General features: G+C 46.8%; 23 protein-coding genes. 5 read left to right on the top strand and 18 right to left on the bottom strand.

Annotated features, from left to right (window positions below; all coding sequences use genetic code 11):
- Position 1: 1 nt before the first annotated feature.
- Genes cyoE through ACQEXT_RS11735 form a run of 4 tightly spaced genes read right to left on the bottom strand, consistent with a single transcriptional unit; the run spans position 2 to position 3,230 of the window.
- A complete protein-coding gene (gene cyoE / locus ACQEXT_RS11750) occupies positions 2–898 on the bottom strand; it encodes a heme o synthase (protein WP_138972699.1) in 897 nt (298 codons plus the stop codon).
- On the bottom strand, positions 891–1,931 hold the full coding sequence (locus ACQEXT_RS11745; protein ID WP_426952178.1) for a COX15/CtaA family protein: 1,041 nt from the start codon (positions 1,929–1,931) through the stop codon (positions 891–893). Before ACQEXT_RS11745 ends, cyoE begins: the two co-directional genes overlap by 8 nt.
- A 17-nt stretch (positions 1,932–1,948) precedes the next feature.
- On the bottom strand, positions 1,949–2,497 hold the full coding sequence (locus ACQEXT_RS11740; RefSeq protein WP_426952177.1) for a hypothetical protein: 549 nt from the start codon (positions 2,495–2,497) through the stop codon (positions 1,949–1,951).
- The gene (locus tag ACQEXT_RS11735) at positions 2,490–3,230 is read right to left on the bottom strand and encodes an SURF1 family protein (protein ID WP_426952175.1); all 741 of its coding nucleotides are present in this window, start codon (positions 3,228–3,230) and stop codon (positions 2,490–2,492) included. Before ACQEXT_RS11735 ends, ACQEXT_RS11740 begins: the two co-directional genes overlap by 8 nt.
- Between ACQEXT_RS11735 and ACQEXT_RS11730 the strand changes: the two genes are divergently transcribed.
- Positions 3,229–3,474: a DUF2909 family protein gene (locus ACQEXT_RS11730; protein WP_426952173.1), complete on the top strand. Its 246-nt coding sequence runs from the start codon at positions 3,229–3,231 to the stop codon at positions 3,472–3,474. The two genes, ACQEXT_RS11735 and ACQEXT_RS11730, sit on opposite strands and share 2 nt — an antisense overlap.
- A gap of 18 nt (positions 3,475–3,492) precedes the next feature.
- Here the strand turns inward: ACQEXT_RS11730 and ACQEXT_RS11725 are convergent, their stop codons facing one another.
- Genes ACQEXT_RS11725 through coxB form a run of 4 tightly spaced genes read right to left on the bottom strand, consistent with a single transcriptional unit; the run spans position 3,493 to position 7,702 of the window.
- On the bottom strand, positions 3,493–4,377 hold the full coding sequence (locus tag ACQEXT_RS11725) for a cytochrome c oxidase subunit 3 (protein ID WP_426952172.1): 885 nt from the start codon (positions 4,375–4,377) through the stop codon (positions 3,493–3,495).
- Positions 4,374–4,976 (bottom strand): cytochrome c oxidase assembly protein, encoded by a 603-nt coding sequence (locus ACQEXT_RS11720; RefSeq protein ID WP_138972693.1) that lies wholly within the window; start codon positions 4,974–4,976, stop codon positions 4,374–4,376. Before ACQEXT_RS11720 ends, ACQEXT_RS11725 begins: the two co-directional genes overlap by 4 nt.
- A gap of 9 nt (positions 4,977–4,985) precedes the next feature.
- Positions 4,986–6,644, bottom strand: coding sequence for a cytochrome c oxidase subunit I (gene ctaD / locus ACQEXT_RS11715; RefSeq protein WP_426952170.1), 1,659 nt, complete (start codon positions 6,642–6,644; stop codon positions 4,986–4,988).
- Positions 6,641–7,702 (bottom strand): cytochrome c oxidase subunit II, encoded by a 1,062-nt coding sequence (coxB, locus tag ACQEXT_RS11710; protein WP_426952192.1) that lies wholly within the window; start codon positions 7,700–7,702, stop codon positions 6,641–6,643. The genes ctaD and coxB overlap by 4 nt, the downstream gene beginning before the upstream one ends.
- 436 nt (positions 7,703–8,138) lie before the next feature.
- Here coxB and ACQEXT_RS11705 point away from each other — a divergent pair, with 436 nt between their 5' ends.
- Complete coding sequence (locus ACQEXT_RS11705; RefSeq protein WP_426952168.1) at positions 8,139–9,845, top strand: phospho-sugar mutase; 1,707 nt, start codon at positions 8,139–8,141, stop codon at positions 9,843–9,845.
- Positions 9,846–9,928: 83 nt separating this feature from the next.
- Here ACQEXT_RS11705 and ACQEXT_RS11700 read toward each other — a convergent pair whose 3' ends face one another.
- The 6 genes from ACQEXT_RS11700 to ACQEXT_RS11675 all read right to left on the bottom strand — a co-directional run bounded on the left by ACQEXT_RS11700 (position 9,929) and on the right by ACQEXT_RS11675 (position 14,903).
- A complete protein-coding gene (locus ACQEXT_RS11700; protein ID WP_426952166.1) occupies positions 9,929–10,627 on the bottom strand; it encodes a DsbA family protein in 699 nt (232 codons plus the stop codon).
- A gap of 9 nt (positions 10,628–10,636) precedes the next feature.
- The gene (locus ACQEXT_RS11695) at positions 10,637–11,137 is read right to left on the bottom strand and encodes a protein disulfide oxidoreductase (protein ID WP_426952165.1); all 501 of its coding nucleotides are present in this window, start codon (positions 11,135–11,137) and stop codon (positions 10,637–10,639) included.
- Positions 11,137–13,245 carry a protein-disulfide reductase DsbD family protein gene (locus ACQEXT_RS11690; RefSeq protein WP_426952163.1) on the bottom strand — a complete coding sequence of 703 codons (2,109 nt, stop codon included), beginning with the start codon at positions 13,243–13,245 and terminating at the stop codon, positions 11,137–11,139. The genes ACQEXT_RS11695 and ACQEXT_RS11690 overlap by 1 nt, the downstream gene beginning before the upstream one ends.
- An 86-nt stretch (positions 13,246–13,331) precedes the next feature.
- Complete coding sequence (locus ACQEXT_RS11685) at positions 13,332–13,652, bottom strand: hypothetical protein (protein ID WP_426952161.1); 321 nt, start codon at positions 13,650–13,652, stop codon at positions 13,332–13,334.
- Positions 13,653–13,781: 129 nt separating this feature from the next.
- Positions 13,782–14,201, bottom strand: coding sequence for a GNAT family N-acetyltransferase (locus ACQEXT_RS11680; protein WP_426952159.1), 420 nt, complete (start codon positions 14,199–14,201; stop codon positions 13,782–13,784).
- A 69-nt stretch (positions 14,202–14,270) separates the two neighbouring features.
- Positions 14,271–14,903, bottom strand: coding sequence for a LysE family translocator (locus ACQEXT_RS11675; protein WP_426952157.1), 633 nt, complete (start codon positions 14,901–14,903; stop codon positions 14,271–14,273).
- Between the two features lie 223 nt (positions 14,904–15,126).
- Here ACQEXT_RS11675 and ACQEXT_RS11670 point away from each other — a divergent pair, with 223 nt between their 5' ends.
- The 3 genes from ACQEXT_RS11670 to ACQEXT_RS11660 all read left to right on the top strand — a co-directional run bounded on the left by ACQEXT_RS11670 (position 15,127) and on the right by ACQEXT_RS11660 (position 17,053).
- Positions 15,127–15,951: an AraC family transcriptional regulator gene (locus ACQEXT_RS11670; RefSeq protein ID WP_426952156.1), complete on the top strand. Its 825-nt coding sequence runs from the start codon at positions 15,127–15,129 to the stop codon at positions 15,949–15,951.
- Positions 15,952–16,028: 77 nt separating this feature from the next.
- Complete coding sequence (locus tag ACQEXT_RS11665; protein WP_138972684.1) at positions 16,029–16,748, top strand: AzlC family ABC transporter permease; 720 nt, start codon at positions 16,029–16,031, stop codon at positions 16,746–16,748.
- Positions 16,745–17,053: an AzlD domain-containing protein gene (locus tag ACQEXT_RS11660; RefSeq protein ID WP_138972683.1), complete on the top strand. Its 309-nt coding sequence runs from the start codon at positions 16,745–16,747 to the stop codon at positions 17,051–17,053. Before ACQEXT_RS11665 ends, ACQEXT_RS11660 begins: the two co-directional genes overlap by 4 nt.
- Before the next feature lie 105 nt (positions 17,054–17,158).
- Here ACQEXT_RS11660 and ACQEXT_RS11655 read toward each other — a convergent pair whose 3' ends face one another.
- The 4 genes from ACQEXT_RS11655 to ACQEXT_RS11640 form a co-directional block, all read right to left on the bottom strand.
- Entirely contained in the window at positions 17,159–17,773 is a 615-nt protein-coding gene (locus tag ACQEXT_RS11655) for a fumarylacetoacetate hydrolase family protein (RefSeq protein WP_269375786.1), read from the bottom strand.
- A gap of 192 nt (positions 17,774–17,965) precedes the next feature.
- Positions 17,966–18,982, bottom strand: a complete 1,017-nt coding sequence (locus ACQEXT_RS11650; RefSeq protein ID WP_426952155.1) for a porin — start codon at positions 18,980–18,982, stop codon at positions 17,966–17,968.
- Positions 18,983–19,392: 410 nt separating this feature from the next.
- On the bottom strand, positions 19,393–20,268 hold the full coding sequence (locus tag ACQEXT_RS11645) for a MalM family protein (protein ID WP_426952154.1): 876 nt from the start codon (positions 20,266–20,268) through the stop codon (positions 19,393–19,395).
- A gap of 86 nt (positions 20,269–20,354) precedes the next feature.
- On the bottom strand, positions 20,355–21,767 hold the full coding sequence (locus tag ACQEXT_RS11640) for a carbohydrate porin (RefSeq protein ID WP_426952153.1): 1,413 nt from the start codon (positions 21,765–21,767) through the stop codon (positions 20,355–20,357).
- Between the last annotated feature and the right edge of the window lie 434 nt (positions 21,768–22,201).

Below are 22,201 nucleotides of genomic sequence, written 5' to 3'. Positions count from 1 at the left end.
ATTACATAAAGTAATGATCAATCAATAGAGCGACGAACAGCAGCATCAAGTGGTAGATAGAAAACACGAACGTCTTAATCGCCCGACTTGGTTCATCGCTAAACTTAAGTTTCCAGGCATGCCATACAAACATCGAGCAGAGTATCGATGAAGCCGTAAGATAAAAGACGCCTGCCATTTCGACCAAAAACGGTAACAAGCAGATTAAAAACAGCAGAATCGTGTAGAGCAGAATGGAGGTTTTGGTGTACTCGACCCCATGAGTTACTGGCAACATCGGGATATCTGCTTTGGCATAATCTTCTTTACGATGGATCGCCAAAGCCCAGAAGTGCGGTGGCGTCCAGATAAAGATAATCATCACCAGCAACCAGGCATGAGCATGTAGCTCGCCGGTCACTGCGGTCCAGCCTAATAGCGGTGGCATCGCACCAGCGATACCTGCAATAACAATGTTTTGCGGTGTCGCTCGTTTTAAATAGAGGGTGTAAACCACCGCATAGCCAAGCAAGCTAGCAAAGGTCAGCCAAGCCGTTAATGCATTCACTCCGGCGTAAAGCACAACAAACCCCACAACACCTATCGCCAGCGCAAACATAAATACATGACTCGATTTAATCTCACCAGAAGGCAGTGGGCGCTGATAGGTTCGAGCCATAATGGCATCAATACGCTGATCGATAAGATGGTTAAATGCGGCGGCAGAGCCCGCCATCAGTCCAATTCCAGTCAGTCCAAGTATGGTATAAGTCGCAGGCAAAGTACCCGGTACTGCGAAACACATCCCGACCAAGGCAGTCAGCAACATTAGCACCACCACCTTCGGTTTGGTCAGCGCCAGATAGCTGCGCCATAATGCTCGCGGTTCCACATGGGTGGCAGAAATAGATTTACTCATGAGCATTCTCCTTACGGTACAGGCGTGCACTAGGTGAAGTGAGCGATTCAGATTGCCAAAGCAGATAGTTAGTCCGTAATACAATGATCAGCAACATTGCCGCACCAAGGTTATGTGCGACGGCAACCACGAGAGGTAAGCTCAGCACAACGTTGCCAATTCCTAGTGCAATTTGCACCACTAACATAATCAATAATGAGATGGTGACCTTACGAAAATCGGTTACTTGGGTTGCCCATAAGCGATAGGCCAGAGCCGTAACCATTAAGGTAACCAACAGAGCGCCAAAGCGATGGGTGACATGAATCGTCATTCGAGCACCATAATCCAGCGTTCCGAATTCATAACTTTCTTGTTTAGGCTGAATCAACTCAAATGCTCGCGGGAAGTCGAGATAAGCGACCCAATCTCCCTGACAAATCGGCAATGTGGTACACATCAACGCAGCATAGTTAGACGATGTCCAGCCACCCAGAGCAATCTGACCGATGACCATCAGCAAGGTCGCACCAGCTAACAGTCTCAAGCCATTGTCGTTACTCGCCTGCGAGGGTAAGCGATTCCGATCGTTAGCCTGAAGTTTCCAGTGAGTAATGGCCAATAAGCTAAACAGAGTAAACCCTCCGAGCAGATGGCCCATCACCACAATCGGCATCAGTTTCATAGTGACAGTCCACATACCCAGTAGGGCCTGAAATATCACCACGACGGATATCGAGGAAGCGAGTAGGTACGATAGCTGACGACTCTTGATCGCGATAACGCTAATGGTAAATACAACTAGCCCTAGTGTGCCCGCGAAGTAGCGATGGATCATCTCAAGCCAGGCTTTATCCGCTTCAACAGTCAGTGAGGGGTAGAGTGACTGTGCAAGGGCGATTTCATGTTGTTCGTTGGGCACGGTCAGATGTCCATAACAACCGGGCCAGTCGGGGCAGCCCAGTCCCGCGTCAGCAAGACGTGTATACGCACCTAGCATGACGACAATAAAGGTCAGGATTAAGCTGAATCTAACTAAGTGTATTAACTTCATATCCGCACTCCTTGCGGTTAGCCTACACGAGATAACTTAAGTAATTTACGTAAATCGGCGAGCAGCCCCTTACTCTGGGACACCAATTCAGATTGTGATTCCACACGTGGATAACGCATCACCAGTTGCCCGAGTGGATCAACAATCACGTATTCAAATGGGTGAACGATCTGCTCAAAGTCCTGATTCACCATTAGTTGCGCGTACTTACCCTTTTCCACCTCAATAGCGGCACTCTGCCCAGTCACCAACAATACAGGCTGAACACGCTGCTGATACTTACCTAGTGCTAAATGGCTCTGTCCCAGCAGATACACCTGCTGCTGACAAAACTCATCACACTCAGGGGGAATCACATAACCAAGTTGCCATTGACTCTGTTGGTAAGGATTGGCGATACCTAGCGACGCCAGTGTCGCGACGGGCTCAATCAACTCACCTTTGTTGGTCACTCCAGATTGATACCAATGCTGTGAGAGTACAGTCTTAGCGATAATCGCAGGTAAAGCGAACATCACAACTAAACCAATGAAAATAAATCTTCCCCGATAAACTGGATTAATCATGTGTTGCTCCTTTTCTGATGGTACGCAGCAGTAGCAGACCGCTGAGAACAGCTAACGCCGCTGCCATCGCAAACCACTGTACCGCGTAACCTCGATGTTTCTCTGAGTTCATCGACACAGGTTGCCAAGGTTGCGGATACGGCCAACTTTCACTCATCGGCTGAATCACATAGGGTTCAATACTCACCTGCCAATGCTGCTCTAACTGCTCAAAGTTAAGGTTTTGAATACGACTGACAGAGCCTGATTCAAGCAGCAAGTCATGACTCAGTGGGTTCGCTGACTTACGATACAAACGTCCATTCAATGCTTGAGGGTGCTCCAGCCAGTTCACGTCAGGGAGGTCGCTGCGAAACGCGGGGGCAGCGACAAACCCTCTCTCAACTAAAACCATCTTGCCACCTTCACTCCGTGTCAGCTGCAATGCCAGATACCCCACTTTTCCCTCAAAATTCTGGTTATCCAGTAACAAGTACTTTCCTTTGATTGGCTGAGCGTTGAAATGGACTCTGATCCCGACTGGATTTACTACCATTTGGTCACTCAATTGCTCCAGTGAAATCGCCGGAAATTGTTCTCTCTGATTAACCTGTTGCTCTATTTCGCTTTTTTCTTCTGCCCGGGATAATTGCCACAAGCCCAAGTTGACCAATATCGAAAAGGCAACCACAGTTAATACACAAACAACAATAATTCGCCCAATTCTTATGTGAGAAACAAAGGACCGTCTCATGGTATTCATCTTCAAACTGGTATTGGTATTGCTGCTACTTTTCATCTTAATCAACCTCTGTCGAGCGATGTTTGAGATGGTCAAAGGGCCTGATTCAAATGAAGACTCCAACGAACCCCTTGAAGATGACAAACCGATGAGTTTCTATCTCGGTCGTCGTGTTTTCCTTTCTGCTCTCGCAGTCGTGTTGATGATCGCCGCTCTGCTAAGCGGCTTAATTGAGCCAAATGTGCGCCCCTACTAAGCGGCGCACGTTCAATCGTTAAAGCACGTAAACAAAGACGAACAGGCACAGCCATACCACATCGACGAAATGCCAGTACCAACTGCCAGCCTGAAAGGCAAAATGTTCCTTTGGCGTAAAGTGATCCTTCGCCACCCTTGCCAGCAATACAATTAAGAATAGGGTGCCGAGCAATACGTGCATGCCATGGAAGCCGGTCAGTAGGAAAAAGGTGTTACCATAAACACCGGACTGCAAAGTCAGCCCGAGATCCTGATAGGCGTGAGCATACTCAACGCCTTGGTAGTAGAGGAAGAAGCCAGCCAGAACAATGGTAATTTCCAGCCACACAATCAGCGCCATACGTTTGTTCTGCTCCAGACTGATATGTGCCATGTGCAAAGTCACTGACGATGTGAGCAGCAATATGGTATTGATTAGTGGGATACCCTGCCATGACATTGCCGTTGTCGTTGTCCCGCCTGGAGTCGTGGTTAACGGCCATAAAGCTTCAAAGGCAGGCCAAATCACCTCGTGAGTCATGGCATTGTTGCCCGCACCACCTAACCAGGGTACCGAAATCATTCGGGCGTAAAACAGAGCGCCAAAAAACGCACCAAAGAACATGATTTCAGAGAAGATAAACCAACTCATTCCCTGCCTGAACGAGCGCGATAACTGAGCTGAGTATTTACCACTCATTGACTCAGTAATCACACTACTAAACCAGCCAGCGAACATATATAGCAGGAAGATAAACCCGGCCAGCAGGATCAGTTTTCCGAACACACTGCCATCGCCCCCCTCCGCCATGTTTTGCACCGTCAAACCGGCACCGACGGCAATAAGAAAGAGAGAGACTGCGCCAACAATAGGCCAACTGCTTTGCGCTGGGACATAGTAGGGTTGATGTTTAGAACTCATTGTGTCGCTCCTTGCACTGTCTCATCCACCGCATTTGATGAGACCTTGGCTAACTCTGTTGTCGCTACTTTTTCACTAATGTCATAAAGGGTATAGGACAAAGTCAGGGTATGGATGGTGTCGGGAATATCCGGTTCAATATAAAAAATCAGTGGCATCTCAGCTTGGGCATTTGCCTGTAACGGCTGCTGGTTAAAACAGAAACACTCAATTTTATTGAAATAGGTAGCCCCTAACCCAGGCGATACCGATGGGACCGCCTGGCCAACTATATCTTTCGGCGAAAGATTCTTCGCATGATAGGCAGTCTGAATAACTTGCCCCGGATGCACTTCCATAAACGCTTGCTCAGGGACAAACGACCAGGGAATACCCTGATTATTGTGGGCCATAAATTCGACCCGAATGAGGCGTGATGTGTCAGGAACCATACCTTGTGGTTGTAGCACAGACTCACTGTTGGTTTTTCCATTGATTCCTAATGCATCGCACATCACGTCATAAAGGGGGACCAGCGCAAAACCAAAACCAAACATAGCCACTACCGCAGCACATAGCTTGAGTGTCAGAGTTCGATGCGATTTTGCCTGCCCTTGCATGACCCGCTCCTAATCGATTTTCGGTGGTGTGGAGAAAGTATGATGCGGCGCCGGGCTTGGCACCGTCCACTCTAGCCCTTCAGCACGTTCCCATGGTTTCTCAGAAACTTTCTCGCCGCCTTTGATGCACTTAATCACCAGCCAGAGGAAGATCAGTTGCGATAGGCCAAAGGCAAATCCACCTATGGAAACGATCTGATTCACATCGGCAAACTGAATCGCATAGTCGGGTATTCGTCGTGGCATCCCCGCCAGACCAAGAAAGTGCATAGGGAAGAACAACACATTGACTGAAATTACCGAACACCAGAAGTGCCACAAGCTCAGTTTTTGGTCATACATATGCCCTGTCCATTTCGGCAGCCAGTAGTAGGCCGCTGCCATAATGGAGAACACTGCGCCAGAGACCAAAACATAATGGAAGTGCGCCACTACAAAGTAGGTATCATGATACTGGAAGTCTGCGGGAACAATCGCCAACATCAATCCAGAGAAACCACCAATAGTAAAGAGAATGATAAAGGCGATCGCAAACAACATCGGCGTCTCAAAGGTCATTGCGCCGCGCCACATGGTCGCCACCCAGTTAAACACCTTAACGCCAGTTGGCACCGCTATCAGCATGGTGCAATACATAAAAAACAACTCGGCGAAAACGGGCATACCCGTCGTAAACATATGGTGTGCCCAGACAAGGAACGACAGCAATGCAATACTGCACGTCGCGTAAACCATCGAGTGGTAGCCAAACAGTTTCTTTCCACTAAAGGCAGGAATAATCGCTGAGATGATACCGAAAGACGGCAGGATCATGATGTACACTTCAGGGTGGCCGAAGAACCAGAAAATATGCTGGAACATGACCGGGTCACCACCACCCGCGGCATCAAAGAATGAGGTGCCAAAGTACTTATCTGTCAGCACCATGGTCACCGCTCCGGCCAGCACCGGCATCACCGCGATAAGCAGGAATGCGGTGATTAACCAGGTCCAGACGAACATTGGCATTTTAAACCAGGTCATACCCGGAGCGCGCATATTCACTATGGTGACGATGACGTTAATCGCCCCCATGATCGAACTGATGCCCATGATATGGACCGAGAAGACAAACAACGCAGTACTGTCTGGGCCATAAGTGGTCGACAGCGGCGCATAGAAGGTCCAGCCGAAGTCCGGACCGCCTCCTTCGGTGAACAGTGACGCGAGTAGGATCAGGAAGGCAAAAGGTAAGATCCAAAAACTAAGATTGTTCATTCGTGGCAGTGCCATATCCGGAGCGCCAATCATCATTGGGATCATCCAGTTTGCCAGTCCGGTAAATGCTGGCATGACTGCACCAAATACCATCACCAGACCATGAACCGTAGTCATCTGGTTAAAAAACTGTGGCTCAACCAATTGCAAGCCAGGCTGGAATAGCTCGGCGCGAATGATCATCGCCATCGCCCCACCAGTCAGGAACATAATAAAGCTGAACCAAAGATAAAGTGTCCCTATATCCTTATGATTGGTTGAGTAGAGCCAGCGAGCAATCCCTTTCGGAGCCTCATGATGCTCATGTTCATCAATCGCAATCGTGCTGTTAGCTCGACTGATATCGGCGTCTGCAACAGGCGCTGATTTGGATTTATCTTCTACGATAGAATCAGGTTTGGACGTTTTCATTGTCCCTCCTTAGACGCCTTGAATTGGTTGACATCCGCTGCCTGAACCAAGTCTCCGACACTGTTGCCTAAGCCATTACGCTGATAAGTCACCACGGCGGCAATTTCCTTGTCAGTCAATTGATTAGCAAAAGCCTGCATCGCGGTACCCGCACGGCCATTAGTCACAATATCTATGTGTCCAGTCACATCCCCTGTTGCCACTTTACTTGCGGTAATGGCAGGAAATGCGCCAGGGATCCCCGCACCATTTGCTTGGTGACACACAGCGCATCGATCTAAGTAGATTTTCTCGCCTAGGGTCATTAACTCTTCAAGAGACAGGGAAGCAGTCAGAGAAGCCGCCGCTTCTTGCTTGGCCTGAGCGATTTCCGCTTTCTTGGCAATCAGCCATGCGTCGTACTCTTGTTCCTCCATCGCATGGACGACGATTGGCATAAATCCGTGCGCCCGACCACACAGTTCGGCACACTGACCTCGATAAACCCCTGGCTTATCAATCCGTGTCCATGCTTCATTAATAAAACCAGGAATCGTATCTTTTTTAACGGCAAAGTCCGGTACCCACCACGAGTGAATCACATCATCGGATGTCATCAGGAAACGAACTTTACGATTGATCGGCAAAACAAGCGGATTGTCCACTTCAAGCAGATAATTCGCGCCTTTCTCCTCGATACCATCTATTGCCTTCTGACTGGTCGCGAGCAGACTAAAGAACTCAACATCCTGATCAAAATAGCTGTAGTGCCACTTCCATTGGGAGCCGGTTATCTTGATGGTGAGATCGGACTGAGACGTATCTTCCATAGCAACCAAGGTTTTGGTCGCGGGTATCGCCATAAGCACAAGGATAACGATAGGAATCACCGTCCAGATAACTTCAACTTTGGTGCTTTCGTGAAAATGGGCGGCAACGGCACCCTTAGACTTGCGGTGGTGATACATGGAGTAGAACATCACACCAAATACGACAACAGCAATCGCGCAGCAGATGTAGAATATCAGCATATGCAGGTCATAGACCTGACCACTAATATCCGTGACACCTTGTGTCATGTTATAAGTGCTTTGCTCTGCGTGCGCAGTCGCCGTTAATCCAACCAACGACACATTACTCAGTCGCCACAGTGATAGCTGTAAACTTTTCAAAAGACCTCTCCTTTGCCAGAGTCATCAACCGTGATGCTGGTCACCTTTCGTGCTGAAGTCTCTTCATACACAAAAAAGTACCAATCAGCCTTTGGACTTGGAAAATTCCTTATAACCAGTAATTTTTTAGTAAGTTGTTATATTTATGTTAATAAAAGTTAGTTGGCGTTTTTGAAATGTGCAAGAAAGTCCTATCAGATTTGAGTAAGGAAAAAATCTCGTTCTGTTTAGCGATTGCGATCTCGCAAATGATAATCAATATCAACTAAAGTTAAACGTAATTTGGAACATAACATAGACTTAAGTTATCAATAGGTCTGAGCTAGTAAGAAGGTAAAGCAAGATGATGGAACAAATAACTCGTTGGTTAGAAAAAGATCCTGATCCACGAACTCGTGAAGAGCTGCAACAATTAATCGACCAGCAGGCTTTAACTGATCTAGAAGATCGCTTTCGCCAACGACTTGAGTTTGGTACCGCAGGTTTGCGTGGCAAAGTTGGCTGTGGCCCAAACCGAATGAACCGACTGGTGATTCAAGAGACCGCGAGTGGACTTGGTCAGTACCTTATCCAACAAGTCGAGAATGCCAAGACTCGTGGTGTCGTGATTGGCTATGATGGTCGAACCGACTCCAAACAATTCGCCCATGATACCGCCAGTGCTTTAACCGCTCTTGGTATCAAAGTGTTGTTAACGCATGACGTCGCCGCGACTCCTATCGTCGCATTTGGCGTGAAACACTTTAATGCAGCTGCCGCCGTCGTGGTTACTGCTAGCCACAACCCACCGGAATACAATGGTTTTAAAGTCTATTGGCAAAACGGTGCTCAAATAATTCCGCCTCATGATTCGGGCATTGCTGCTCAAATAGACCTCGCGGCAACACGTGCAATTCCAATGATGACATTGAGTGACGCCGAGCAAAACGGTTTGTTGGAGTGGCTACAAGATGACTACTACCAAACCTACCGCAAGACGATGAATGCCAATCCTCTGCTAGGCAATCATACCCAACCCGAGAGTATCTCTATTGCCTATACAGCCATGCATGGTGTAGGGGCGGATATGGCAGAAACCCTACTCGCAGATGCCGGCTTCACTAAGGTTTATAGCGTTGCTGCACAGCGAGATCCAGACGGCACTTTCCCTACCGTCAATTTCCCTAACCCAGAAGAAACGGGGGCAATGGATATGGTGGTTGCGCTGGCCAAAGAGCACGGTGCTGAACTCGCTTGCGCCAATGACCCAGACGCTGACCGATTTGCTGTTGCGGTACGTAAAGCGGATGGTGACTACCAGATGCTGACAGGCGATCAGGTCGGAACGCTGTTTGGTCATTATCTACTGTCGCAATCAGACAGCGCGACACCTCTGGTCGGCAATACCATCGTATCGTCTACCCTGCTGGATAAAGTTGCTCAGGCTCATGGCGCACAGTACTACCAGACTCTGACAGGCTTTAAATGGCTAACCAATGTCGCGATGCAAAAGCAAACCGATGAGCAACCGTTTTTGTTCGCCTATGAAGAGGCTCTGGGCTACACCGTGGGCAATAAAGTGTGGGATAAAGATGGTTTGTCGGCACTGGTCGCTTTTGCCCAGCTAACCGCAGAGCTAAAAAGTCAGGGCAAGACAATCTGGGATCAGTTGGAAGCACTTTATCGTCAACATGGTATGTACCTCAATGCTCAACGCAGTATTGCCCTTGATCCAAAATCTCCGCCAGTGGGTGACAAGCTAAGAGCAAATCCACCAACCATGATCGCAGGTAGCAAGGTGGAAGTTACACAAGATCTCAAAACTCAGACCAAACGATTTGCTGATGGAACTGAGCAGCGAATCGACCTACCAGCCAGTGACGTGTTGATCTACCACCTCTCATGCGGCGCTCGTGTGATTGTTCGCCCTTCTGGTACAGAACCTAAACTCAAATGTTACTATGAAGTCATCGAAGCCTTCGCTGAATCGGACACGTTTGAGCAAGTCTTCGATAAAGCATCAGAATCGATGGGAATGTTGATCTCAGAGCATCAGCACAGTCTTCTTTGATATCTATTACCTGAGTGAGCAAAAAGCCCCACACTCAACAGTGTGGGGCTTTATTATTAATAAACCTTAGTCAGCGTTGACGTTTACAGCTGCTCTTTGAGCACTTGCTCAAGCTGCTGATAAGGTACATAACCCGGAATCACCTGCTCACCCACAATCAGAGCTGGCGTCCCTCTCAGACCTAAGCCAGTAAACATAGCGTAGTTATTCTCTAACTGTTTCTCCACTGCATCACTGACATTAAGTTGCTTTGTCGTACCGGTTTTCTGCGCAATCTTCATCAGTGAAGCTGCATTATGAGTACCCGGTTTAGCAATCAGTAGTTGATTCACCTGCTCGAACTTATCACGCTGATTATTCCAAACGTTAAGCGCATAGGCTGCTGAGTTTACTGATGAGCTGCCCTCTTTAAGTGGCACGTAAAGGTTAACCACTTTGACTTGTGGGTAGTCAGCGACAAGTTTCGCTAGTTCTGCATCGAGTTTTTTACAGAACGGGCAGCTGAAGTCGGTAACGTTGTACAGAGTAATCTCTCCGTGCTCCGCTCCCATATAGGTATGGCGAGGGTCATTCAGGTAAGTCTTACTACTCGATAGTAACTGGTTAAACTGCTGCTGTTGTTTGATATACATCGCCAGACTTTCATGCAGACCATCCACAACCTCAGGATTGGCCTCCAGCATCTCAACAATTTCTTCAATTTTATGATTGTCTGATGCAGCGAGTACCGGTGTTGCGAATAGCGCGCTGACAAGTAGCGTTAAGGTTAACTTGTTAAACATAATAAATTCCTATTGATTCAGCCAAAGACGGGCAAGTAACCCTGGCGGAGTCGTAATGCCAGTTGTAACAGATTCAATTTTGCCGTCTTTAACGATAAAAATGGTCGGTGTGACCGAGATTGCCCATTGTCGAAACAGGGATGAATTGTGATCATTGATATTGTTGAATTGATAGCTGTGAGCTTGTTTGAACGCCTCGACTCTCGCCTCGGAGCCCGATGCGCCGGAGACAGCAACAACTGGATAGTACTGACTTATCCAGTCGACGGTCGGGCTAACAAATTTGCACACCGGACACCAGGTAGCCCAGAAGTAGATCACCACGGGCGTCTGGTAGCTCATCTCAATGACGTCAAGTTCAGTTCCGTCACTGTGATAAGCCACTATGTGTGGGGCACTTTCGGTCGCGATATCCTGACTGCGGTAGATATCCACCGCACTAGTGATCAAAATAGCAATCACCAGATACTTGGTGATCTCTTTCAACCAGTAAAGGGCGCGTTTTTTCATTAACTGCGTTCCCCACTCGCTTGTTCAAGTGCTGACATCACCATATCACTGGTCAGAATCACAGGTAATGCGATCCCCTGCGGCGCTGAGGGTCCGTAGACAATATTGAATGGCACACCAAAGCGACCATTGGCACGCAGATAATCCGTCACAGCGCCGTCGGGATGAGTCCAGTCTCCCTGTACCGGCACCACCTTGCTGTGATTAAGCGCCGAGTAAACGGGATCTTGCAGAATCACACCTATTTTGTTGGCCTGACAGGTCACACACCAATCTGCGGTAACATTAACAAATACGGTTTTACCCTGCGCAACTGAGCTGGTGATGATCTCATCTGATAATGGCCTCCATGCCAGATCTTGCGGCAGTGGTGTTGACCAGTGTTTTGCCGTCACACTGCCACCGATCAGCGCGCCAACTAACACAATAAGCGACGCTCCACCTGAGATTGCCAAGGCCTTATCGCCATAGACACGTTTGGTCTTTGCCAACAAGGCAACAAATATCACCACCGCAATGACCACCACCCAAAAAGGCGGTAGATGGTTAGTGAGCAGATAAAGCAACCAGACGCTGGTTATTAACATCATTGCCCCAAACAGCAACTTAACCTTATTCATCCACGCTCCCGGTTTAGGCAAGTATGCTGCCACTCCAGGAAAGGTAGCGACAACAAGCCACGGTAAGGCCATACCTAACGCTAAGGCGGTGAATATCAGTATCATTTCCAGCGCGCTCGCCGCCAGTGCAAAAGCAACGGCTGTGCCAAGAAAAGGCGCTGAACATGGGGTAGCCAGTAGGGTGGCAAACATCCCCTGAAAGTAATGACCCACATAGGAATCATCCCCTTTCGACGCCAACCATGTATTGGTATTGGCAGAGAGGCGAAACTCAAACAGTCCCAACATGTTAGCGCCGAACAGTGCAGTGACCGCTACCATAAGGCCGATAAACCATGGACTCTGGAACTGTATACCCCAGCCTATCGCATTACCTGTCAGCTTCAATATCAATAGGAAAGCAGCCAGTAACCAAAACGAGGTAATAATGCCCGCTGATGATGCAATAAACTGCAGCCGTACTTTGCTCCTCGCCAGTCCCTGAGCGTGAATCACGCCACTGAGTTTCATGCCTAATACAGGCAATACACAAGGCATGACGTTAAGGATCAAACCACCAAGTAGTGCAAAGCCGACCATTTCGATCAAGCTGAAACCGCCTCTGACTGCTGAGATCGCGCCAGTACTCACCGATGTCGATTGCTCAGCAACGAAGTCATTGTCTTTCACCGTCACATCGACCGATTGGCCACTAAGGTCAATCTCACCTAACCATGTCGAGACATCAAACAGAGCCACCAGCTTTGAGCCATCCACCTCAACCGATTTAAGCTGATAACTGTAATCACTAATCGCTTCATTACGGCTATCGACTATCAGCTCAGGAGAGCGCCAACCAAGCGGCTTAGTTAAGGTGACTTGTAACTGATTGCTGTTCGGATCCCAGATAGCATTTTGCTGTTCAATCAGTGGCGACGATTTGGGTACCTGACTGATCGCTTGGGCGTGGGTGAACATTGCAGATTCGGACACCTCAAGTTCACTCGGCACAAACGTCAGAGAGAATGGATAATCCGTTAGCACACAGATAGTCGTACATGATGACAGAGTGAGATCAGCATCCAGCTTTACTGGCTGGTTGAAATCTTTGATGTGTAGCGTCATCGGTATGACAGTGGCGCTCTTATAGCCTAAGGTATGAATACCAAGCAGGTTAAACTGCTGTGGGTAAGGCCAATGCCAGTCAACTAACTCAAGATTGGTAGAATTTTTCCATTCAATGCTTGGAGCGATACCGCCTTCACCAGGAGAGCGCCAATAGGTTTTCCAGTCACCATCAAGCTCGATTTGTAAAAAGCCTTCGACGGTGTTCTCCTTCGGGTTTACTTGTCCGGTTAAGACGAAACGAGTTTTGACTGGTGGGTGTTCTGGCTTTGTCATCCAGCCAGTATCAACCTCTGCATGAGAGGTTGTAGAAAAGAGCACGCTCGCAACTAACAGCCAGAGGCCAACAATAGTGCGCAGTGCATATAGCGTTTTATTGTTCATTTATGTGTCCAATAGCACCCTGATTTCAGGGTAAAAAATAACAAATACAAACCTTCTCTGATCGCATTGATCAGTTTGCACAATCGTTATTCTCTGAACACACAAAAGGTAAGGTGACGCCGAGTCTTCGGCACAATCGGCTCGGTAAACTGAGCGACCGCTGGGCGAGTTGAAACCGACCAAGCAACGATCACTAATAAAGTAATAAACGTGGTGAAAACAAACTGTTCTAGATTGACCTTAGCACTACTTAGCAGTTTCTCGGTTAGGTCACACTGTTTACCAAGATCTGAACTGTGCTGAGTCACTTGCGCCGTATCAGTCAAAACCGACATTTTAAACTGACAGACACTCAGTAGCCCTGAATTTTGCAGTAAGCAGATAGCAAACACCCATCCGATAAGCATCAGGGTGATTCGAGCTGTTCTGGCAGGAGTATTAGGGCTAGATATCAAAACTTATCGGCTTCTCTGTGTTAAACGATGAATGTTATCAGGCTGATTGGCAACCAATGTTAGTGTAATGTCTGAAAAGTCTTACTGTATTTTCTTTTGTAAGAAAATCTTGTCCGTACCGGCAGTGGGAAATCCACTATATCGTCCCACTTCGTCGAAGCCTAACTTGGCGTAAAAATCGGGCGCTTGAAAACTGTAAGTATCAAGATAGAGATGTGTAACACCGAATCCTTTCGCCTCCGCCTCAATCCGTTCCATTAACATCGAACCTATTCCAGAGTTGCGATGTTTATCATCAACCCAGAGAAACTCAACAAACAGAGTATTGGTATAGATGTCGCCCGTCAGGCCGCCAGCAAAGTTACCCTCATCGTCCTCAACGTAGCATGCCAGTGTCTGGATCTCCTCGTCAGGCAGGTGGCGCATATTAAAAGATTTCAGACCACTATAGATCACGTCTTTAATGTTTTTAGGCGGATTGAGAACAAACTGCACATTCATATGACTTCCTCATCTCGACAACATTTCTGGCATAAAAAAGGCCAGCTAACTGCTGACCTGTCTGACTACTTAGCTTGCAAATGAGCTTAGCATCCAAATAGCAAGCACGACAAATATCAACCCCATAAACTTGTGCTGATAAGTGCGAAACTTTTCATTTTCTAACAATGGCTTGCCCAGAGTTCCCACCAGTCCAACCAATAATAAATTGAACAGTAAGCCAAGCACATTCAACAGTAATCCAAGTGCCAACATCTGTTCACCAGAGGTTGCGCTGATATTACTAGACACAAATTGAGGCAAAAACATCACAAAGAAGACGAGTGCTTTAGGGTTGAGTAAATTACTCACCAAAGCTCGTTGATAGAAGGTTGTCGCCACTTTACTACTGCCTTCCAACTCAGGCGCATCAGCCGCACTGGCGCGCAAACAATCCCAGCCCATTTTCAGCAGATACGCGCCACCAAGTAAGTGCAATGCCTTGAGTGCAATTGGGCTCATCGCGATCAAGGCCGAAACGCCCAACGCCGCCAATAGAGTCAAGATGATTCCAGAAGTCGCGTTACCTAAACTGGCAAAAATACCCACTTTTCGACCATAGCTCATGCTTGAGCTAGCAATCAGCAGCATATCCGGCCCCGGCAACAACAACAGTGCGACTACCGCGGTTAAATAGACCGGTAGGACAGTTATATCAATCATTTTTATAATTTCACAACAGCAGCAAAGCGCGGGATTTTATCCCAAACATCAATCACAATCCATACATAAAACAAAAGCAAAAAACCAAAATTCAGAACAAATAACAACCACAAAACAGAGGTATTAAAAACAACATTAGAGCAATTTTGTACAAAAATAACTAACCGCTATAAGCTAGACTGAATCAACGATCTGTTAACAACGTATTTTGCAAGGAAAGCGAATGGCAAAGCGTGTAAAAGAGTCAGCCAATTTCCAACTTGCCAGTGAACTGGGAGGCTTGGAGCTGCTAGATGCAAAATATACGAATCAGAACTTTTCTCGCCATAGCCATGAAGGCTATACCATAGGTGTGATTGAAAAAGGCGCACAACGCTTCTATCGAACTGGCGGAAACCACATCGCACCACAAGACAGCATTATTCTTGTTAATGCAGATGAGGTTCATAATGGCCAAACCGCAACCGAAGACGGCTGGGAGTATAAGGCTATGTACCCACTGCCTGAGCAGTTTGAACAACTCAGCCAAGGCTTGTGTGCTGGACTCGCCGCTCCCTACTTTCCCGAACCCGTAGTCTATGACCCCGAACTGGCTCAACAACTGAGACTGGTTTTCAATACACTGGCACAGTCTGACAATAAGCTGCTCAGAGAAACCTTGGTCTATGGCACCTTAGTCAAGTTGGTCTCTCGCCATAGTAAAACCAGAGTTAATTGGGAGCCCAAAACCCGAAGTCAAAGACAACTGGCTATGGTTAAGGAATTTCTCGACGATTTTCCCCAAGCAGACGTCAGTTTGGAAGATCTATCTAAGCTAGCTGGTCTAAGCCCCTATTACCTAACACGTAGTTTTCAAAAGGAGTTTGGGCTGCCACCCCATGCATACCAAATTCAGGCACGACTTCGAGTGGCAAAACAACTGCTTCGCCAAGGAATGACTATTTCTGACGTAGCGCAAGAAACGGGGTTTCATGATCAAAGCCATTTTCATCGTCACTTTAAACGGGCAATGGGCGTGACACCTAAGCAGTTTATTGGCAGTAAATAGAAAGCAATAACGTACAAGCCGCCGATAACTTAACTGTGACTAAATGAATGTCACTATCACCACACGTAGAAAGAAACATGAGTAGCATGACCATAGATATAGACACACAAATCAGTCGCTCCCAATTGTTCTGGCAAGGTACGCTCGCCATGGTGCCACTCAGTATTGCCGTTATCCCCTGGGGCGTGCTAGCTGGCTCCTTTGCATTGGAGTCCGGGCTGACTGTCGTTGAAAGCCAAGCGCTATCCGCTATCTTGTTTGCAGGTTCTGCACAGCTAGTCGCGACAGGCATGTTTAAGGCAGGTGCAACCTTGACCACCATGCTTTTAGCGATCTTTTTTATTACTTCAAGGCACTTTCTCTACAGTGTATCGATGAGAAGCAAAATCAGCCCGCTACCACTCAAGTGGCGACTTGGACTCGGATTCCTGCTCACCGATGAACTGTTTGCTATTTGTGGTCAACAGTCTGAAAAGCAGTTCAATCGCTGGTATGCGCTTGGTGCCGGTGTTAGCTTTTATCTTTGTTGGAACCTCGCCACCTTGGTCGGCATTGTCGCTGGCAGTTACATTCCGGCGATGAATGAACTTGGATTGGAGTTTGCCGTCGCAGCAACCTTTATCGCTTTGGTTGTGCCCAACATTAAATCCTCCCCCGTCTTAGTCGCGGTGGTCGTCTCTTTAACGACCTCCGTTATGTGCAGTTTGTCGGGTATCGAATCGGGGCTAATGATAGCCAGTATTGCAGGTATGCTCGCAGGTTATATTGCCGAGTCACTTAAAGGACGTATCGTATGATTATGTTATCTATTTTGGCAATGACGTCACTGGTATTTTTAAGCCGCTACCTGTTCTTGGAGCCTCGTTTACCACTGAGACTCAACCCACAAGCTCAGCGACTACTGGCCTACTCCAGCCCTTCTGTGCTAACCGCGATTTGTGCGCCTATCGTATTTATGCCTGAGCAGGAACTATGGGTATCGGCAGACAACCCTTACCTGATTGGTGCTCTCGTTGCGGCGGTACTGGCTTGGAAAACCAAAAACGTACTGCTGACGACCATTGTCAGTATGGTGCTGTTTCTATGTCTTAAACTCTTTTAACCGAACAGAGCCGCGAACAGAAACAATACAACGGCCATAAAAAACCTCCAATTGAGTCGTCAATTGGAGGTTGGTCCGTGTCCTAGGGGTAAAGTAAAGCGCTTTTTAGTGCGCAACCCACTCTATTTCAATCAAGGTTTTGTCTGCTTCTTTTAATCTTGCCAAAAATACATCGGATGGATGTACCTCACCAACCCCTTGTGGCGTACCGGTCATAATAATGTCGCCATCGCACAACGTAGTAAAAGTAGAGAGCTCATCGACTATCGTTTGTGGAGAGTACATCATCTGCGTCACTGAGCCTTTTTGCACTCTTACGCAGTTTATAAATAGCTCAATTTCTAACTGTTCAATTTTTAGTCCTTCAAGAGGAATAAAACGGCTAAACAACGCGGAGCCATCAAACGCTTTCGCTCGTTCCCACGGTAATCCCTTCGACTTGAGTCTCGATTGCAACTCTCGCTTTGTTAGATCAAGACCTACACCAACAGCCGATAATCTGCCCTCTGAAACAAGAAAGCAGATTTCACCTTCGTAATGGAGCGGCTCTTGGTGAAAGGATTGTAGTTGGGTCGTTATCGAGCTTGGCGGCTTGGAAAACACCACCATTTGATCTGGAATGGCGTTATTCAACTCTTGGATATGCTCTAGATAGTTTCGACCAACACACAATATTTTGGTCGGTTGGACCAAAGATTCTCCAAGCTTTACTGAACTCATGTCACCATCCCTGACTGATATTTTTGAGAGAAAGGCTATTCTAGTCTAAGTGGCTAATAAAAAAACGATTTAGGTAAAAATATCAGAACCACTGCCCATTATTACTGACGCTTAGATCAACAAGGAGAAAAACGCCTATCCAATAACAGATAGGCGTAAATACGATACCGTATTTAAAATCTAGACTTTCGGTTAAAGGAAGTAACGCGCTCCCACTATCCACTTGTCATCATCTTTGGTGGTTGGATCGTCATCACCCAAATCGATTTCATATCCAGCGAAAGTGACTAAGTTAGCGGTAATCGAATATTCCGCCTGAATCGCGGTCTGGCTGTAAAGGGTAAAATTCGTTTTATCGTTCTCTACCGCCTCATAGTTAACGCTAAGGTTAATACCGTTTGTCATCCCAAACGCCAACAAACCTTCCACTTGAACGGTCTCTTCTAAGCCATCGTAGAAGTATTCATTCATGCCGTAGACACCCGCCACATACAGGCCGTTACCATAGCTACCGTAATTCAGCGCAAACATGTGGGAGTTAGCGTCTCGTTTTACACTAGAGATCTCAAGGTCACCGCCAGAGTAGGTATACCCCAGCCCAATACCCATAAAGTGGGCTTTCAGAGCAACTTGTACTCTTGCATCAGCGTTAGACTCAGACTCCTCACCTTGCCAGCCTAAACCGAAATCAACGCCACCATCTTCACTGAACATAAGCGACTTTCTGTAGCTGACCATTCGCTCACCACGTCCAGTACCTAGTAGGTTATGGTTTTCATAGAGATAATCATTCGCGAAGGCGATAGGCAAATCTGCAACTCCCGCCACATCATAATAGGGAGCCCACTGAGTCCCGACCACAAGGCGACCAGCCTGTTCATGTGTGATACCTAAGTAGCCTAGACGTGTAGAGAAGGTATTTTCTCCACCATCAAGGTAGTTAAGTGACCATTCACCTTTGGCGTCAACCACCACACCGTTGCCAAGATCCTGCGTACCGGAAATGTTAATTCGAGGCGAGACTTGATTGACGTCGACGTCCTGATTCGCTGGACGGGTTGAAGTGCCTTTATCGTACTCGCCGATCCCGACATCGACATAACCACCGATTGAAATTGTTGAACCTTCGCTGCTGTAAATTTCTGCCGCGAAGGTGTGAGTACCACTTGCTGCTGCCACGATAGCCGCGGCTAATAATTGAGTTTTCATAGTTAATGTCCGTATTTGGTTTAACCAGTGTCCGAATTAGCACTTAATGACTAATTACTGCACGAACATCTAAACCCTAGTACGGAATTTTAAAAATTTAAGTGCAACTGAATGCTTACAAGGGGATTTGTTTTGTCACAACGTCACTTCAAAAAAAGTAATCAGCAGTTAAGCATATAAATTATTTAAACTTTCTACTTCGCGATCATCACCCACATCAAATGACGATCAAGATCACATTTTTATAAATTAATGGGAACTTTTCATAAACTGCCAAGTAATAAGCGTATCGGAAAATGCCCATGAATAGGCCAACGGAAAACATTTAAGAGAGAAAACGATAAGAGAAATGAAACACCCCGCCAATCATTATTTAACGGGGTGTCGAGAAGGTGAGAGATTATTCGCTGCTATCTTGCATTAACGGCTTTAATAAAGACTTGCTGAGCACCTTCAACATTGAGAGCCTTTGCTTCTTCGAGCAGACTCAAGGCTTTAGCAAGGTCGTTACTTGCGACTGCTTTTTCAATTGAATCAAAGTAGTATTTTTGCGTATCAGGCTGAACCACTAGCTTACTGCTCGCTTTCACTGGCTCTGCGACAGGTTTCGCTGGCACTGCAGGCTTAGTCTGTGCAGCGGGTTTAGCTTTGTAAGCGGTTAAAGAGAGGGTTTTTACCGATAAATGCAGTTTGCCATAGTAACCGTGGACATAGGTCGGGTCGGTCACCATTGGCATGGCTTCACCCAACTCTTTAGCGCGAACCTTGGCAGGGTGATCAACTTTGATCGACTCACCAAGTGTCGTCTCTGGTGTGTAGATAACGAAATATGGAGTCTTAGCCGTATCCAGCGCAAAGTTTAACTGGTATTGAGTGCGGGTAAATGCATCTGATGCTTTAATCGAAAAGTCATCCAGATTAGCTTCGCTTACCACGTTAAAGTTCTCATCAAGAGCGATGAGTTTTGGTGCGAATACGTCACCATCAACCATGTAACTACCCAGTCGAATCTGTACTCGACCCGAGCGCGGTGACAGCTTAAATGCATTGAAGTAGCTGTTGCCGTCAGTAAAGTGACCAATAGGTGCACTTTGGTCAATCTGGAAATCCAGATCTTCATTGGTGCCAAGTTGAATCCAAGGGAACTCAGCATAGTTTGTACAACAAACTTCGGAATAAGGTAACGGAGAGATTAGTGCTTGTTTGTTTTCTTGCGGGGAAGTTGAAGCACACGCCGTTAATGCCATGCCAAGTACTAAGGCGATGATTGATTTTTTGTTATTCATAGTGCTTTCTCATTATATTTTTCAAACGTGCTATGCATTAATGGCAAAAAAGGCAGCCGAAGCGGCTGCCGTTTACTTAGCTTGGTTTAGAACCAGATTTCAGTATGCACACCAATAACGGTTTCAGATTTACCATCTTTAATACCTAGTTGGCTAGCACTTGCTTTATCATCTGCTGAGATGTAGCTCACGTATGGTTTAATTTGTGGACGACCAAAGTAGTCTGCGTTGACTGTAAATGCCGCTGCGATCTCTGCGTTGAAGATATCACTTTCTACGTCATCACCAGAACGACCCCAGTAACCATCCGCACCCTCTTCATGAGCGTAAGAACCTGTGAACTCTAGACGTAGGTTGTCGTTCACTTTGTAAGATGGGCGAACTGCTGCGATGTAACGCTTCAGATCTTTAGCAGTAAATAGCTCATCTAGTGCCGCAAAGTAAGTGAATTCAGAGCCCATCTGCCAGCTGTCAGAGATGTTGAGTACACCGTAAGAAGTGAAGAAGATTGACTCTGCATTGTCATCACCGCCTGACCAGCTACCGAAGTTCACACCACGGTTTTGTGCCGTGCCTTTACCGTAAGATAGTGCTGTTTGCGTCCAACCATCCAGGCCGTAGTAGCTTGAGTTAAGTGTGATTGCAGCGCCGAAGCCATCGTCAGATGAGCTGTCTTTGTTCGCTTGCGAAATGTATTTAAAGTCAAAGTCCAGGCTACCGAAGCCAACATCGACACCGTAGTAGTAAAGGTCAACAGAAGACAGAGTTGTGCGCTCAGCAGCACCATTTTTGCTAACTTTACATTCATTAGGGTTAGTTGATACTGAACCGTCTTCTTGAGTACAGTCGATAGAGTAAGAGTCAGCAGAACCAGCATCCGGATCCGCCATTACGTATGCGATACCAGCAGTGTTGCCACCTAGTTTAGTCTGTAGACCAGCACCTACACCTGAAGACTGTTTCCAGAATTCGCCAGAAAGAAGACCAGCAGCACGGTTAAGGTAACGTTGCCCCCCCCAGATAGACGTGTCTTCACCTAGGTAAGAAAGACCACCAATCTCAACAAAAGTCTCTTTTACTTCAAACTGTGCGGTGGTGTTGTCTTTTTGCGAACCTGGTGAAGAGTAAGCGTAAGAGTTACCGTTGCCATACTCTGTACGTACTACGAAATCAGACCAAACACCGTTAGCGTGCTCAGTGTGCTTCTTGATTACAAACTCAACCTGGTTAGTACTCTTGCCGTGTGTACCTGCAGTTTTGTAGTCTGGCTTACCAAACTCAGTATCTACTGTCTCGCCATCAACAACGCGAGCGTTCATTGATGCGTAACCGTGAACTTCCCAACCATCAGTCAGAACGTCAGTACCATTCACTTTTTCAACAACAGGTGCTGCTTCATCACCAGAAACAACATCTAACGCTACTTCTGTTTCAGCTAGTACTGAACCAGCCATCAAAGCAGAAGCCACTGCAGCAGCAATTACACTTACTTTTTTCATTATTAACTCCATTTAGGGATTATTATTCTTTGGCTCTCTTCTTGGCTCACTCTGTAAAGGCAGAAACAGATCGTTAATAAAAGAGAGGTAAGATGGGAGTCAGGCTAGAGCCCTTGTCCCCGTTTGTTTCAACTGCTGCAAGATTAACGGGGGAGTAGAAATGGCAACTCATCCAGATGAAAAATAGTTAGGGGGGATGAGAAAGGATGAGAAATCATACCGGACAATGTTTTTTAGGCTTCAATCACAAAAATTAGGGTGAGAAATAACTTTCTGACAAAAATATCTCGCGCCAAATGTTAGATAGCTCACTTAACCACGCCAGAGCGTCATAATTATGAAATAAAATTACAATCATTATTTTTGTCAGAGGCGCTTGACCAATTCATTGCAAAACTATTTACTAAAGATCAAACGATAAATTATTTTAATAA

Origin of the sequence: Vibrio sp. TRT 29B02 (genome assembly GCF_050113655.1) — a bacterium.
Lineage (GTDB): Bacteria > Pseudomonadota > Gammaproteobacteria > Enterobacterales > Vibrionaceae > Vibrio.
The sequence above is the reverse complement of the archived record's forward strand: the minus strand, read 5'-3'. Positions and strand labels throughout refer to the sequence as shown.

Excerpts from the sequence above, each read along its gene's own strand:
- cyoE (WP_138972699.1), bottom strand. The coding sequence starts at position 898 with ATGAGTAAATCTATTTCTGCCACCCATGTGGAACCGCGAGCATTATGG.
- ACQEXT_RS11745 (WP_426952178.1), bottom strand. The coding sequence starts at position 1,931 with ATGAAGTTAATACACTTAGTTAGATTCAGCTTAATCCTGACCTTTATT.
- ACQEXT_RS11740 (WP_426952177.1), bottom strand. The coding sequence starts at position 2,497 with ATGATTAATCCAGTTTATCGGGGAAGATTTATTTTCATTGGTTTAGTT.
- ACQEXT_RS11730 (WP_426952173.1), top strand. The coding sequence starts at position 3,229 with ATGGTATTCATCTTCAAACTGGTATTGGTATTGCTGCTACTTTTCATC.
- ACQEXT_RS11735 (WP_426952175.1), bottom strand. The coding sequence starts at position 3,230 with ATGAGACGGTCCTTTGTTTCTCACATAAGAATTGGGCGAATTATTGTT.
- ACQEXT_RS11725 (WP_426952172.1), bottom strand. The coding sequence starts at position 4,377 with ATGAGTTCTAAACATCAACCCTACTATGTCCCAGCGCAAAGCAGTTGG.
- ACQEXT_RS11720 (WP_138972693.1), bottom strand. The coding sequence starts at position 4,976 with ATGCAAGGGCAGGCAAAATCGCATCGAACTCTGACACTCAAGCTATGT.
- ctaD (WP_426952170.1), bottom strand. The coding sequence starts at position 6,644 with ATGAAAACGTCCAAACCTGATTCTATCGTAGAAGATAAATCCAAATCA.
- coxB (WP_426952192.1), bottom strand. The coding sequence starts at position 7,702 with ATGACACAAGGTGTCACGGATATTAGTGGTCAGGTCTATGACCTGCAT.
- ACQEXT_RS11705 (WP_426952168.1), top strand. The coding sequence starts at position 8,139 with ATGATGGAACAAATAACTCGTTGGTTAGAAAAAGATCCTGATCCACGA.
- ACQEXT_RS11700 (WP_426952166.1), bottom strand. The coding sequence starts at position 10,627 with ATGTTTAACAAGTTAACCTTAACGCTACTTGTCAGCGCGCTATTCGCA.
- ACQEXT_RS11695 (WP_426952165.1), bottom strand. The coding sequence starts at position 11,137 with ATGAAAAAACGCGCCCTTTACTGGTTGAAAGAGATCACCAAGTATCTG.
- ACQEXT_RS11690 (WP_426952163.1), bottom strand. The coding sequence starts at position 13,245 with ATGAACAATAAAACGCTATATGCACTGCGCACTATTGTTGGCCTCTGG.
- ACQEXT_RS11685 (WP_426952161.1), bottom strand. The coding sequence starts at position 13,652 with ATGCTTATCGGATGGGTGTTTGCTATCTGCTTACTGCAAAATTCAGGG.
- ACQEXT_RS11680 (WP_426952159.1), bottom strand. The coding sequence starts at position 14,201 with ATGAATGTGCAGTTTGTTCTCAATCCGCCTAAAAACATTAAAGACGTG.
- ACQEXT_RS11675 (WP_426952157.1), bottom strand. The coding sequence starts at position 14,903 with ATGATTGATATAACTGTCCTACCGGTCTATTTAACCGCGGTAGTCGCA.
- ACQEXT_RS11670 (WP_426952156.1), top strand. The coding sequence starts at position 15,127 with ATGGCAAAGCGTGTAAAAGAGTCAGCCAATTTCCAACTTGCCAGTGAA.
- ACQEXT_RS11665 (WP_138972684.1), top strand. The coding sequence starts at position 16,029 with ATGAGTAGCATGACCATAGATATAGACACACAAATCAGTCGCTCCCAA.
- ACQEXT_RS11660 (WP_138972683.1), top strand. The coding sequence starts at position 16,745 with ATGATTATGTTATCTATTTTGGCAATGACGTCACTGGTATTTTTAAGC.
- ACQEXT_RS11655 (WP_269375786.1), bottom strand. The coding sequence starts at position 17,773 with ATGAGTTCAGTAAAGCTTGGAGAATCTTTGGTCCAACCGACCAAAATA.
- ACQEXT_RS11650 (WP_426952155.1), bottom strand. The coding sequence starts at position 18,982 with ATGAAAACTCAATTATTAGCCGCGGCTATCGTGGCAGCAGCAAGTGGT.
- ACQEXT_RS11645 (WP_426952154.1), bottom strand. The coding sequence starts at position 20,268 with ATGAATAACAAAAAATCAATCATCGCCTTAGTACTTGGCATGGCATTA.
- ACQEXT_RS11640 (WP_426952153.1), bottom strand. The coding sequence starts at position 21,767 with ATGAAAAAAGTAAGTGTAATTGCTGCTGCAGTGGCTTCTGCTTTGATG.